Annotated in this window: 14 protein-coding genes and 1 tRNA gene; 10 read left to right on the top strand and 5 right to left on the bottom strand. The window is 67.9% G+C overall.

Features of this window, described 5'->3' with window-relative positions; translation table 11 throughout:
• Positions 1 to 56: 56 nt before the first annotated feature.
• The gene (locus BN996_RS04850; protein ID WP_089777430.1) at positions 57 to 617 is read right to left on the bottom strand and encodes a DUF420 domain-containing protein; all 561 of its coding nucleotides are present in this window, start codon (positions 615 to 617) and stop codon (positions 57 to 59) included.
• Positions 618 to 759: 142 nt separating this feature from the next.
• On the opposite strand from BN996_RS04850, the gene BN996_RS04845 reads away from it, so the two are divergent.
• Positions 760 to 844: transfer RNA gene (locus BN996_RS04845), tRNA-Leu, on the top strand.
• Positions 845 to 909: 65 nt separating this feature from the next.
• Here the strand turns inward: BN996_RS04845 and BN996_RS20010 are convergent.
• On the bottom strand, positions 910 to 1,068 hold the full coding sequence (locus BN996_RS20010) for a hypothetical protein (protein WP_167344106.1): 159 nt from the start codon (positions 1,066 to 1,068) through the stop codon (positions 910 to 912).
• A gap of 53 nt (positions 1,069 to 1,121) precedes the next feature.
• Between BN996_RS20010 and BN996_RS04840 the strand changes: the two genes are divergently transcribed.
• The 3 genes from BN996_RS04840 to BN996_RS04830 all read left to right on the top strand — a co-directional run bounded on the left by BN996_RS04840 (position 1,122) and on the right by BN996_RS04830 (position 4,022).
• Positions 1,122 to 1,643 carry a helix-turn-helix domain-containing protein gene (locus BN996_RS04840; protein WP_089777429.1) on the top strand — a complete coding sequence of 174 codons (522 nt, stop codon included), beginning with the start codon at positions 1,122 to 1,124 and terminating at the stop codon, positions 1,641 to 1,643.
• A gap of 35 nt (positions 1,644 to 1,678) precedes the next feature.
• The gene (locus tag BN996_RS04835) at positions 1,679 to 2,779 is read left to right on the top strand and encodes an alanyl-tRNA editing protein (protein ID WP_089777428.1); all 1,101 of its coding nucleotides are present in this window, start codon (positions 1,679 to 1,681) and stop codon (positions 2,777 to 2,779) included.
• 97 nt (positions 2,780 to 2,876) lie between these two features.
• Positions 2,877 to 4,022: an acyl-CoA dehydrogenase family protein gene (locus BN996_RS04830; RefSeq protein ID WP_089777427.1), complete on the top strand. Its 1,146-nt coding sequence runs from the start codon at positions 2,877 to 2,879 to the stop codon at positions 4,020 to 4,022.
• A gap of 46 nt (positions 4,023 to 4,068) precedes the next feature.
• Here the strand turns inward: BN996_RS04830 and BN996_RS04825 are convergent, their stop codons facing one another.
• Positions 4,069 to 4,482 carry a hypothetical protein gene (locus tag BN996_RS04825; RefSeq protein ID WP_089777426.1) on the bottom strand — a complete coding sequence of 138 codons (414 nt, stop codon included), beginning with the start codon at positions 4,480 to 4,482 and terminating at the stop codon, positions 4,069 to 4,071.
• A gap of 75 nt (positions 4,483 to 4,557) precedes the next feature.
• Between BN996_RS04825 and BN996_RS04820 the strand changes: the two genes are divergently transcribed.
• The 3 genes from BN996_RS04820 to BN996_RS04810 all read left to right on the top strand — a co-directional run bounded on the left by BN996_RS04820 (position 4,558) and on the right by BN996_RS04810 (position 6,193).
• Complete coding sequence (locus BN996_RS04820) at positions 4,558 to 5,112, top strand: HAD family hydrolase (protein WP_089777425.1); 555 nt, start codon at positions 4,558 to 4,560, stop codon at positions 5,110 to 5,112.
• Positions 5,113 to 5,305: 193 nt separating this feature from the next.
• On the top strand, positions 5,306 to 5,719 hold the full coding sequence (locus tag BN996_RS04815) for a DUF7969 family protein (protein ID WP_089777424.1): 414 nt from the start codon (positions 5,306 to 5,308) through the stop codon (positions 5,717 to 5,719).
• Between the two features lie 126 nt (positions 5,720 to 5,845).
• Positions 5,846 to 6,193, top strand: coding sequence for a hypothetical protein (locus BN996_RS04810; RefSeq protein ID WP_042662718.1), 348 nt, complete (start codon positions 5,846 to 5,848; stop codon positions 6,191 to 6,193).
• 21 nt (positions 6,194 to 6,214) lie between these two features.
• Here the strand turns inward: BN996_RS04810 and BN996_RS04805 are convergent, their stop codons facing one another.
• Together BN996_RS04805 and BN996_RS04800 are read right to left on the bottom strand one after the other, a co-directional pair.
• The gene (locus BN996_RS04805) at positions 6,215 to 7,675 is read right to left on the bottom strand and encodes an RtcB family protein (protein WP_089777423.1); all 1,461 of its coding nucleotides are present in this window, start codon (positions 7,673 to 7,675) and stop codon (positions 6,215 to 6,217) included.
• A gap of 106 nt (positions 7,676 to 7,781) precedes the next feature.
• Positions 7,782 to 8,192 (bottom strand): archease, encoded by a 411-nt coding sequence (locus BN996_RS04800; RefSeq protein WP_089777422.1) that lies wholly within the window; start codon positions 8,190 to 8,192, stop codon positions 7,782 to 7,784.
• A gap of 175 nt (positions 8,193 to 8,367) precedes the next feature.
• On the opposite strand from BN996_RS04800, the gene BN996_RS04795 reads away from it, so the two are divergent.
• The 3 genes from BN996_RS04795 to BN996_RS04785 all read left to right on the top strand — a co-directional run bounded on the left by BN996_RS04795 (position 8,368) and on the right by BN996_RS04785 (position 11,214).
• Positions 8,368 to 8,844 carry a GNAT family N-acetyltransferase gene (locus tag BN996_RS04795; protein ID WP_042662716.1) on the top strand — a complete coding sequence of 159 codons (477 nt, stop codon included), beginning with the start codon at positions 8,368 to 8,370 and terminating at the stop codon, positions 8,842 to 8,844.
• Positions 8,845 to 8,953: 109 nt separating this feature from the next.
• Positions 8,954 to 9,922 (top strand): sugar phosphate isomerase/epimerase family protein, encoded by a 969-nt coding sequence (locus BN996_RS04790; RefSeq protein WP_089777421.1) that lies wholly within the window; start codon positions 8,954 to 8,956, stop codon positions 9,920 to 9,922.
• A gap of 173 nt (positions 9,923 to 10,095) precedes the next feature.
• Positions 10,096 to 11,214 carry a Gfo/Idh/MocA family protein gene (locus tag BN996_RS04785; RefSeq protein ID WP_089777420.1) on the top strand — a complete coding sequence of 373 codons (1,119 nt, stop codon included), beginning with the start codon at positions 10,096 to 10,098 and terminating at the stop codon, positions 11,212 to 11,214.
• Positions 11,215 to 11,550 lie beyond the last annotated feature (336 nt).

The raw sequence follows: 11,550 nt of genomic DNA, 5'->3' as shown, positions 1-11,550 counted from the left end.
CGTCGGACGGGTACTCCCTTTGAACGGCCGAGCGGCGGTGCTCGGCGACTCCCGCCTCAGTAGACGACGTAAAGGAGGGCGTAGACGACGTTTCCGAGGACGAACGAGACGAGCCACAGCGAGGCGGCGACGCGGCCGAACCGGGCGTGTTCGGTGCCGAAGACCTCCGTTATCGGCCGCGTCAACGCCAGCAACAGGACGTAGTAGACGACGGGGACGCAGACGATGGCCAAGAGTATGTGAATCGCCAGCGTCGGGAGGTAGACGAACCGGTAGACTGCGTCGGGGCCGGGGAACTCGGCGGTCCCCTGAACGACGACCTTGTAGAGATAGAGGACGAGGAACGTCGCGAAGAGGAGGAACGAGGCGAGCATCATGCGCCGGTGACGCTCGATTTCGCCGCGCCGGACGAACCGGACGCCGGCGAGGATGGTGACGATGGCGACGGTGCTGATGACCGCGTTCACGTGCGGAATCGCGTCGAACGCGGCCGCCGGCGCGACCGGGATCGCGGCGCGGGGAATCGCGCCGAGCGCCGCGCCGAAGACGAGCGCGAGCGACAGCACCGAGAGGAGAGCGGTCAGTCCGCGGACGTGGTCGCGTGCTCGGAACTCCATGGGCGTATCCCGGTGCCGCGGGGCCAAAATCGTTCTGTCGTCCCCCGCGGTGCGACGCCTGCAAACGCCCGACATTGCCGAGTCGAAAGGAAAGTCATTTAAATTACCACGGGGTAAACGAGAATGCAGTAAGACACAGCGAGCGTGGGTAGCCAAGCCAGGCCAACGGCGCAGCGTTGAGGGCGCTGTCCTGTAGAGGTCCGCCGGTTCAAATCCGGTCCCACGCATCGCATGTGCGGACTCACAGTCCGCAATGAGGCGGCGAAGCCGCCGAATGATGCAGGTGACGTCCCTACACGGACATCACCCACGCACAATCCTTCCACGAAACTACACCACAGAGAGATGCGTCTCTCTGGATTTCTCTGAACTGCTCCTCGGTGAGGAACACCTCTCTGAGTATCTTGTTGTTCACCGGACAGCGCCCGTGCCGCCCCCCGACTTCGACCATCGACCGCCGTCCCGTGCCGCGAGTTTAAAAGGGTCGAACGAGTAACACGCGGCATGGCCAAGTACTCGACGAACCGGGGCGGTGGCGGCGGCGACGGCGACAGTTGCGAACTCTGCGGCCGAAGCACCGCGAAGCTCCGGCGCGCGAACGTGGCCGGCGCGGACCTGTTGGTCTGTCCGGACTGCGCGCCGCACGGCGAGAACCGCCACGCCGACCGAAAGAGCGGGTCGAGTGACACCTCCCGGGACGGTTCCTCGGGGAACCGAAAGAAGCGCGCCGCCCAGCGGACGGCGAAGATGTACGACAGCGCGAAGGGCGACTCCAAGCACTGGGAGGAGAAAGGGACGAACTACGAGAAAGACCGGCTTCCCTACCTCGTTTCCGGCTACGGCGGCGTCGTCGAATCCGCCCGGCAGGACGCCGGCCTCCAACTCGCCGAACTCGCCGACGAACTCGACCTCGACGAGAAGCAACTGCTCGCCATCGAGCAGGGCCGCGCCACGCGGGCGAACGTCGGCGGGTCGGCCATCCGCGCGCTCGAAGAGCGCCTCGACGTGACCCTCGTCGACGAGTAGCACGATTTTTCTCGGTCGGGCGTGTCGACGCGCACATGTCCGACTCACTCGCAGCCGACTCCCCGACGGTCCGGGCGTTCGACGCGACGGTGACGCGCGTCGACGGTCGGTCGGTCACTCTCGACGAGACGTACTTCTACCCCGAAGGCGGCGGCCAGCCCGCCGACCGCGGTGTTCTCGGCGGCGTCGACGTCGAATACGTTCGCACGGACGCCGACGGAGCGGTCGTCCACGACCTCGCGGCCGACCCCGGTTTCGGCGTCGGCGACGAGGTGACCGGCGTCGTCGACGACGACTTCCGGACGTACTGCATGCGGGCCCACACCGCGAGTCACGTCCTCTACGGCGCGGGTCGCCGCATCTTCGACGACCTCGGCTACGGCGGCTTCGACATCTCCGCGGAGAAGGTGCGCGTCGACTTCGAGACCTCGACCGAGGTGGACGACGACGCGCTCGTCGAACTGGAGCGTCTCGTCAACCGGGCGGTGTGGGACAGCCGCGAGGTGTCGTGGGAGGAGATTCCCGTCTCGGAGGCCCGCGAGCGCGAGGAAATCGCGTTCAACGTCAAGACCGAGGAGGGCGTCTTCGCCGACGCTGACGAGGTCCGAGTCGTCTCCATCGACGGCTGGGACTGGGCGGCCTGCGGCGGCACGCACGTCTCGAACACCGTGGAAATCGGGCCGGTCGAAGTGCTCGGCCGGTCGAATCCCGGAGAGGGACTCACCCGGGTCGAGTTCGCGGTCGGTCCGTCAGCCATCGACCGGCGCGCCGCGGTCCGAACGTCCGCCTACGAGGCCGCCCGAGCGCTCGGGACGAACCTCGATGGATTGGGGGAGTCGGCCGCCGGAACCGCGGCCGCCCGCGAGGAACTGGAGTCCGAACTCGCCGACCTGAAATCCGAGGTGCTTCGCTCCCGACTCGCCGACTTCGAGACGGTCGAGCGCGACGGGCTGACGTGGAACGTCGGCGCGGTCTCCGGCTTCGATGCGAACGAGGTCGGTGAGGCCGCCAAGCAGGCCCGCGACGGAGCCGACGTAGACGTGCTCGTCGCCGTCGGCGAGTCCGACGCGCCGTTCGCGCAGGGCGGCGGTCTCGGCGCGCCGGCCGACGAGGTGCTGGCGTACTTACGCGACTGAGTGACGCCCGGGTGCGGCCGAGACTGTGGTGTGCTGACGCCCGGCGGACGCCCGACGCTTCGATCATCTTTTTCAATGATGGTCCGTACTCAACACCATGGAAACCGTAGGGTCTGCCACGGGTCTGACCGACGAGCAACGGGCCATCCGCGACGTGGTCCACGAGTTCGCCGTCGAGGAGATTCGCCCGACCGCGCGCGAGGCCGACGAGACGGAGACGTTCCCCGAGGACGTGTGGGACGGTCTCGCCGAACTCGACCTGACCGGGCTGACCGTCCCCGAGGAGTACGGCGGGTTCGGTTCCGACCGCGCCACCTACGCCGTCGTCAACGAGGAGGTTGCCTACGGCCAGCTTGCCGTCGCCACGGCGCTCTCCGTGCACTGTCTCGCCACCGAGTGTATCGCCGAGTTCGCCACCGACGAGCAGAAAGAGACGTGGCTCCCCGAGATGGCCCGCGGCCGGCCGGTCGGCATGTTCGGCCTCTCCGAGCCGGACGCCGGGTCGAACCCCGCGGAGATGTCGACGGTCGCCCGACGAGCGGGCGACGAGTACGTCATCAACGGCAAAAAACAGTGGATAACGAACGGCCAGCGCGGCGGCGTCTGTATCCTCTTCGCCAAGACCGACCCCGACGACCCCTCGTCGGTCACGCAGTTCCTCGTCCCGGAATCGGCCGGCTACGAGGTCGGCAAGAAAGAGGAGAAACTCGGCCTCCGCGCGTCCGACACGACGGCGCTCATCTTCGACGACGTTCGCATCCCGGCCGAAAACCGGCTCACCGAGGAGGGCAAGGGCCTCTCTGCGGCCTTCCGAATCCTGACCGGCGGCCGAATCGGCATCGCCTCGCAGGCCGTGGGACTCGCGCAGGCCGCGCTCGACGACGCTATCGACTACGCGAACGAGCGCGAGCAGTTCGACAAACCCATCTCGAAGATTCAGGCGATTCGCCACAAAATCGCCGACATGGGAACGCAGGTCCACGCCTCGCGGATGCTCGTCCGCGAGGCCGCCCGCGTCGCCGACGCCGGCGACGACCCGCGGACCGCGGCGTCCATCGCGAAATACTTCGCCAGCGAGGCCGCGGTCGACGTGACCAACGAGGCCGTGCAGATCCACGGCGGCTACGGCTACACCACCGATTTCGACGTGGAACGCTACTACCGCGACTCGAAAATCACGACCATCTACGAGGGGACCAGCGAGATTCAAAAGGAGATTATCGCGCGGTCGCTCCTCGACTGAACGCGCGAGCCGGCGAGCCGACCTCTGTTTCTGCCAGTCGCGTCGCTCACGGACTCCGGGCGAGCGTCGGAAGTCCTCGCTCGCGGACCACGTCGGCGGCGGCGACGCCCGCGAGGAGGAGACAGCCGACGAGCGTCACCCACGCGCCGGCCGCCGAGACGAACGTCTCGTCCCACAGCTGGATAAACCGCAGGACTGCGACGGTCCCGACGACGCCGACGACGAGTTCCGCGCGTCGGGACCGCCGTCCGGCGAGCGCGGCGAGAGAAAGCACGACGACCGTCGGGAGGAGGACGATGCCGTGAACGAGTTCCAGCCCGTTTCCCATGCCGCCGTAGTAGACGTCGATGACCGGCCCCTCGTGGGCCGGGTCGACCTGTATCCACGGGAGGAAGACGCCGGCCGCGACGACGAGCGACGGGAGGACCGGCGCGAGGCGTTCGCGGAGCGGGGATGCCATGCAGGAAGCGACGCCGGGTTTCCGTATAGGCCTTCTCCCGAAGCGTCTTTTCCCCGCGGTTCCCTACTGCGGGCAATGACGCTCCCCGATCTCTCGGCGTTCGACGCGGTCGTCTACGACCTCGACGGGACGCTCGTCGACCTCCGCGTCGACTGGAACGACACCGCCCGCGACGCCGCGGCCGTCCTGCGGGACGCCGGCGTCGACGCCGACTCGCTGGACCTCTGGAAGATGCTCGACGCGGCCGACGAGGCGGGCGTCCGCGACGAACTGGAGCGGGAAATCGCGGCGCACGAGCGGGAGGGCGCGCGGCTCTCCGACCGCCTCCCGCTCGCGGACCTCCTCGCCGAGGACGGCGTCCCCTCCGGCGTCTGCTCTCTCAACGCCGAGGACGCCTGCCGGGTCGCGCTCGACGTGCACGACCTTTCGGACCACGTCGACGCCGTCGTCGGCCGCGACACCGTGGCGACGCAGAAGCCCGACCCGGAACCGTTGCTCACGACGCTCGAACGCATGGCGGTCGGCCCCGACTCGGCCGTGTTCGTCGGCGACTCGGCCCGCGACGAGGTGACGGCCGACCGCGCCGGCATCGCCTTCAGATACGTCGACGGCGGCCCCTCCGGCGTCTGAGACGAGAGCCGGGGGCCGGAAGCCCGTCAGAACAGGGGCGAACAGGCGGCACGGCCGCTCCGCCGGGCGGCGTGCCGCGCTCCCGCGTCTCGCCCGGCGGCGATGCTCAACGCACGGCGGCGCTGGTCGCGGAATCCGTGATAAATCCCCGTTTCGGCGCGGGCGTTAAGCCCGCCGAGTCCTACGCTCATCTATGGGATTTCCGGTCTCGTACTACTGTCCGCACTGCGGCGCGGTCGTCGAGCTCGAACGCGACGGCTACCTGGCCGACAAGTCGGTGACGCCGTACCCCCTCGAAGGCTGGTCGTACGTCGACCCGACCGACGACTTCGAAGACGCCGACGGCGTCCGGCTCTCCTGCGGCGAGAGCGACGCGCCCGGCCTGTCGTGGACCGGCGACGTGGTCGACGCCGACGACGTGGAGCACCCCGGATTGGAGTCGCCGTGCGGCCGCGAGTTCTACCTCTCGTTCGTCAGATACGAAGACGGCCGCGAGGTCGAGGCGGTCCCCGAGAGCGACTACGTCGTCATCGGCGGGCGAGGCCCTTCGGGGCCGGCCGGACCCGGCGGACCGAACGCGGGGCCGCGCGGCCCCGGGGGGTTCTGAACCTTCGGCGCGACTCGCACGCACACTCGGTCGCCCGGTCACGTAGTCGCTCGACGGCGAGACTGCCCACGTCGTGCGAGCACGCATCAGCTCGTATTCAATAGCTCACGCGTCGATTACTCACGCATGGTTCCCATTCAGTCCTCGTTCGGTCTCGGCGACGCGCTGTTCTTCGTCCCGTTCGTCGCCCTCGCCGTCGTCATCTTCGCGTTCGCCGGCGCGGTGGTCTACCTCGAACACAGAAAGGAGATGGCGCTCATCGAGAGCGGCCACTACGACGAGGTCGGCCGCGACTCGCGGGCGTGGATTCTCGGCGGCGGCCTGCTCGTGCTCGCGCTCGGCCTCGGGAGCGTCGTCTCTGCCTTCCTCTCCGGCGGCGCGGTCGGCGACGGCGTGACCGCGGTGTTCGTCGGTCTCGCGGCGCTCGCGTACTACTTCTACAAGCGCCGCGCGGTCGGAACCACCGTCGCCTGACGCGAAAAGACGTCGGGGACTTCAGCCCTTGATGTTGCAGACGGGGAACGTCCGCGCGACCTTGTCGCCGATGCCCAACTCGTCGGAGACGCGGACGACCTCGTCGACGTCCTTGTAGACGCCCGGCGCTTCTTCGGCGACCGTCGCGCCCGACTGGGCCTTCACGTATATCTTCTCCTGCTCGCGGAGTTCGTCCTGCACCGTCTCGCCCCAGTACTCCTGTTTCGCCTTGGTCCGACTCATGAGTCGGCCCGCGCCGTGGGCCGTCGAGCCGAAGGTGAGGTCGAGCGACCGGTCGCCGCCGCGGAGGACGTAGCTCCCCGCGCCCATGCTGCCGGGGATGATGACCGGCTGACCCACGTCGGCGTAGGCGGGCGGGAGTTCGGGCCGGCCCGCGGGGAACGCCCGCGTCGCGCCCTTCCGGTGGACGTAGAGTTCGCGCTCCTCGCCGTCGACCTCGTGGACCTCCTTCTTGGCGATGTTGTGCGCCACGTCGTACAGCAGACGCATCTCCATGTCGCGCCAGTCGCGGTCGAACACGTCGGCGAACACCTCGCGCGTGCGGTGCATGATGAGCTGTCGGTTCACCCACGCGAAGTTGATGGCGGCGCACATCGCGCCGTAGTACTCCTCGGCGAGCTCGGAACCGGCGGGCGCGGCCGCGAGTTCCTTGTCCGGCAGTTCGTCGAGCAGGTCCTTGTGCTCCTTCTCGATGCGCCGGAGGTAGTCGGTGCAGGTCTGGTGGCCGAGGCCGCGGGAGCCGCAGTGGATGAGGACGACGATTTGGTCGGCTTCGAGGCCGAACGACTCGGCCACGTCCTCGCGGTAGATGTCGGTGACGCGCTGGACTTCGAGGAAGTGGTTCCCGGAGCCGAGGCTGCCGATTTGGTTGCGGCCGCGGTCCTTCGCCTTCTGGGAGACGAACTCGGGGCGGGCGTCGTCGCGGAAGCCCTCGTCCTCGCAGTGGGCGAGGTCGTCCTCCGTGGCGTAGCCGGCGTCGACCGCCCAGCGCATTCCGCGCGCGAGGATGTCTTCGATGGTCTCGGCGTCGCCCTTGACGACGCCGCCGCCGCCGAGGCCCGAGGGAACCGCCTCGAACAGGGCGTCGACGAGCTCCTCCTCGTGACCCCGCAGGTCCTCGTAAGTGAGATTCGTCGTCATCATGCGGACGCCGCAGTTGATGTCGTAGCCGACCGCGCCGGGCGAGATACAGCCGTCCGTGGCGTCGGTCGCGCCGACGCCGCCGACGGGGAACCCGTAGCCCTGGTGGCCGTCGGGCATGCAGATGGCGTGGTTGGCGATACCCGGTAGGTGCGTCGCGTTCCGCAGCTGTTCGAGCGTCTTGTCGTCGCCGATGTGGTCGAGCAGCGCCTCGGAGGCCAACACCCGCGCGGGGGCGTTCATCTCGCCCTCCCGCGGAATCTCCCAGACGTGCTCGCGAACCCGTCGCAGTTCGATGTCGCCGAACTCGCGCGTTTCCATACCCGGACAATCGACGCGGCGACTCAATAGGATTCCGTCACGCCGCGAGCGCCCGCGGCGCGCGGCCGCCGGGGACGACGAGGGCGACGAAGACGAAGCCGACAACTCACACGTCGAAGACGACGTACGCCTCCCAGCCGGCGTCGGTCTCCGCTAACCGCATCTCGGAGTAGGTGACGGCCTTCACGTCGCGGGCGTCCACGTCGGCGAAGGGGACGCCCCGCGCGGACGCCGCGACGACCCACTCGTCGCCCTCCCGCCGGACGGCCGCCTCGTGGGCCGCGGGGAGGACCCCGCGCACGTCGCGCTCGTAGATGAGTTGGTCGAGGTAGTCGAACAACAGCGCCTCGCGGTTCTCCGCGCGGACGACGAACGAAAATCGGTCGCCCGTCTCGGCGGGGGCGTCGCACATCGCGGCGGTGAGTCCGTCGGCGACGGCGGCGAAGACGGCACCGAGGCTCTCGCCGTCGGCCTCGACGGCCACGTCGGCGGTGTGGTCGCGGAGCGTAAATCCCATGCCGAGACGAGGGACGCCGTCGACCCTCGTCCTTTCGGTCGGCGGCGAGCGCGCGTCTCGCTCCCCGGGGGTCCGTTCGCCGGTCGTGTCGCCCCGCTATCCAGTCGGGGGGCGGCGTCGACCGGTCGTCCAAACGGACGGTGGAGTTATATTCTCGCTCCGGTTACGACCGGGTGTGAGCGTCAACGTGGAGATGCGGGTCGACGCCCCCGGCCAGCGCGAGTACGCCGAGGAGGCGTGGGACCTGAAAGAGCGGATTCGGGTCGAGGAAGGCCTCCTGAAACAGCGACGGGGCTTTTTCATGGACGCCTACCGCCGGGCGAACACGTATCTCCTCTACGAGAACGACGCGCTCGTCGCGTTCGCTTCCACGCGGCGCGACGGCTACATCCTCTTTCTCGCGGTCTCGCCCGACGCCCGCGGCGAGGGCTACGGCAAGCGCCTCGTCGCCGAGGTCGCAAAGGAACACCCGGTCGTGACCTGTCACGCCCGAACGACGAACACGAACGCCCTCGACTTCTACGAGAAGATGGGCTTCGAGGTCCGCCGCCGCATCGAGAACTACTACGAGGACGGCGGGGCCGCGTTCTACCTCCGACTCGGCGAGGAGGCCGGACTCAGAGAGAAGCTCTCGGAGTTCCTCCGCCGGTAACCGACCGACTGCGCCGCATTCGACACCGGTTGGAGAGCCGTCGCGCCGCAGCCACGCCCCCTTGCGCGTATCCTTAATTTTTATTCACTTCCTAGTATATGTAGTCGATATGTACATCGGAGTGCTCACCGTCCCGCTCGGAGACGAACCCCTCGACGACGCGCTCGACTACCTGTCGGGTATCGGCGTCGACGGCGTCGAACTCGCCGTCGGCGGCTGGCCCGGCGAGGACCACGTCGACCGGAGCGCCGTCCTCGCGGACGACGACGCGCAGGCCGACCTCCTCGATTCGGTCGAGAGCCGGGACCTGCAGATCAGCGCGCTCGCCACGCACAACAACCCGCTGCACCCCGTCGAGGAGACGGCCGCCGAGGCCGACACCGAACTCCGCGAGGCAATCGAACTCGCGGACGCCCTCGACGTGAACACCGTCACCTGTTTCTCGGGGCTCCCCGCCGGCGGGCCGAACGACGAGGTGCCGAACTGGATTACCGCGCCGTGGCCGACCGAGCACGCCGACGCCCACGACTACCAGTGGGAGGTCGCCGTCGACTACTGGTCCGACCTCGCCGCCTTCGCCGACGACCACGGCGTCGACATCGCCATCGAGATGCACCCGAACATGCTCGTCTACGAGCCGACGGGCATGCTGAAGCTCCGCGAGGCGACGAACGAGCGCATCGGCGCGAACTTCGACCCCTCGCACCTCTACTGGCAGGACATCTCCATCACCGACGCGATTCGGTTCCTCGGCGAGGAGGACGCCATCCACCACTTCCACGCGAAGGACACGAAGGTGTACGAGTCCGAATCGCGCATCAAGGGCGTCCTCGACACGACCTCCTACGCGGACACCGCCGACCGCTCGTGGCTGTTCCGCTCTATCGGCTACGGCCACGACGAGGGCCACTGGAAGGACGTGGTCTCGACGCTCCGGATGGTCGGCTACGAGGGCGCGCTCTCCATCGAACACGAGGACGCGCTCACGTCGTCCAAGGAGGGCCTCGAAAAGGCCGTCGACGTGCTCTCGCGCGCCGTCTTCGAGACGCAACCCGGCGACGCCTACTGGGCGGAGTAATCCATGACTGAACCACTCACCGTCGGCGTCCTCGGCTACCGCTTCAGGCCCACCTTTTTCCGGTTCGGGGCCGCGTCGCGACCCGCTCACCGCAAAAATCTGGACCAAAAACTGCCGCGAGACTCGGCCTCCGGCCTCGCTCGCGGTACTGCATCGGGCACGGAGGTGGCACAATGACTGAACCACTCACCGTCGGCGTCCTCGGCTACCGCTTCATGGGGAAGGCGCACTCCAACGCGCTCGCCCGCCTGCCGATGTTCTTCCCCGACGCGCCCGACGTGGAGCGCTCGGTCATCGTCGGCCGCGACGAGGAGGCGCTTTCCGACGCCGCAGACCGCTTCGGCTTCGAATCGACGGCGACCGACTGGCGCGACGTGGTCGACGACGTGGACGTGTTCTACAACCTCGGCCCGAACCACCTCCACGCCGAGCCCTCCATCGCCGCGCTCGAAGCCGGTGCCAGCGTCTTCTGCGAGAAACCGCTCGCGCCGACGCTCGACGAGGCCGAGGCGATGCGCGACGCCGCCCGCGCGGCCGACGGCGTCGCCGGGTGCGCGTTCAACTACCGCTTCGTCCCCGCCATCCGGTACGCGAAGGGGCTCATCGAGGACGGCGAACTCGGCGAGATTCGACACGTCCGCGGGCGCTACTTACAGGACTGGCTCGTCGACGCCGACGCGCCGTGGACGTGGCGCATGGACGAAGACGCCGCGGGCTCCGGCGCGCTCGGCGACCTCGGCGCGCACACCGTCGACCTCGTTCGGTTCCTCGTCGGCGACCGCGCCGGCGACATCGAACGCCTCTCGGGGCATCTCCAGACGTTCGTCGACGAGCGACCCGTGCCCGGCGAGGACGAGTACAGGCCCGTGACCGTCGACGACGCCTACACCGCGCAGGCGGAGTTCGAAAACGGCGCGGTCGGGAGCTTCGAGGCCTCGCGCTTCGCCGACGGCCACAAGAACGACCACACCATCGAGATTCACGGCTCCGAGGGGAGCCTACAGTTCTCGCTCGAACGCCTCAACGAACTGGAGGTAAAAACCGGCGACGCCCGCGGTTACGAGACGGTGCTCGTCACCGACGAGACGGACCCCTACCTCGACCACTGGTGGCCGCCGGGCCACGTCATCGGCTGGGAACACACGTTCGTCCACGAGAACTACGAGTTCCTGTCGGCGGTCGCCGAGGGCGGCGACTTCTCGCCGTCGTTCGAGGACGGCTACGAAGTGCAGGCGATTCTCGACGCCATCGAGCGCTCCGACGAGGCCGGCGAGTGGGTCAGTCTGGACTAGGTCAGAAACGGCGCATTGCCGGCAGTATTCACAGATTCACTGTTGCCTGCTTACCTGCTCCGCCAACTCACCAAACTGAACGAGGTTTCCGTGGTGACACTTATGTTTGCCCAGATAAAACAGATGCAAGGTGTGCATTCTTGTTGTCCTTGGGTAACCCGAAGACGGGTCTACCGTAGACACGGGAGATGTGTCCTTCGCAAAAGTCTCTAGCTTGTCACACTCTGTGGGAGTTTCGTAGATGTGGCGAGATAGCGTATCGATCTCTACTGAGTCTGGCCAAGACCCGTTGAGGCTTAAATTAACAACTCAACTAGGAGAGCACGTTCTGGAGTT

This window comes from Haloferax massiliensis, assembly GCF_001368915.1.
Classification (GTDB): domain Archaea; phylum Halobacteriota; class Halobacteria; order Halobacteriales; family Haloferacaceae; genus Haloferax; species Haloferax massiliensis.
The sequence above is the reverse complement of the archived record's forward strand: the minus strand, read 5'-3'. Positions and strand labels throughout refer to the sequence as shown.

Bases quoted from the DNA above. Each gene is read 5' to 3' on its own strand.
- BN996_RS04850 (WP_089777430.1), bottom strand. From the start codon at position 617: ATGGAGTTCCGAGCACGCGACCACGTCCGCGGACTGACCGCTCTCCTC.
- BN996_RS20010 (WP_167344106.1), bottom strand. From the start codon at position 1,068: ATGGTCGAAGTCGGGGGGCGGCACGGGCGCTGTCCGGTGAACAACAAG.
- BN996_RS04840 (WP_089777429.1), top strand. From the start codon at position 1,122: ATGGCCAAGTACTCGACGAACCGGGGCGGTGGCGGCGGCGACGGCGAC.
- BN996_RS04835 (WP_089777428.1), top strand. From the start codon at position 1,679: ATGTCCGACTCACTCGCAGCCGACTCCCCGACGGTCCGGGCGTTCGAC.
- BN996_RS04830 (WP_089777427.1), top strand. From the start codon at position 2,877: ATGGAAACCGTAGGGTCTGCCACGGGTCTGACCGACGAGCAACGGGCC.
- BN996_RS04825 (WP_089777426.1), bottom strand. From the start codon at position 4,482: ATGGCATCCCCGCTCCGCGAACGCCTCGCGCCGGTCCTCCCGTCGCTC.
- BN996_RS04820 (WP_089777425.1), top strand. From the start codon at position 4,558: ATGACGCTCCCCGATCTCTCGGCGTTCGACGCGGTCGTCTACGACCTC.
- BN996_RS04815 (WP_089777424.1), top strand. From the start codon at position 5,306: ATGGGATTTCCGGTCTCGTACTACTGTCCGCACTGCGGCGCGGTCGTC.
- BN996_RS04810 (WP_042662718.1), top strand. From the start codon at position 5,846: ATGGTTCCCATTCAGTCCTCGTTCGGTCTCGGCGACGCGCTGTTCTTC.
- BN996_RS04805 (WP_089777423.1), bottom strand. From the start codon at position 7,675: ATGGAAACGCGCGAGTTCGGCGACATCGAACTGCGACGGGTTCGCGAG.
- BN996_RS04800 (WP_089777422.1), bottom strand. From the start codon at position 8,192: ATGGGATTTACGCTCCGCGACCACACCGCCGACGTGGCCGTCGAGGCC.
- BN996_RS04790 (WP_089777421.1), top strand. From the start codon at position 8,954: ATGTACATCGGAGTGCTCACCGTCCCGCTCGGAGACGAACCCCTCGAC.
- BN996_RS04785 (WP_089777420.1), top strand. From the start codon at position 10,096: ATGACTGAACCACTCACCGTCGGCGTCCTCGGCTACCGCTTCATGGGG.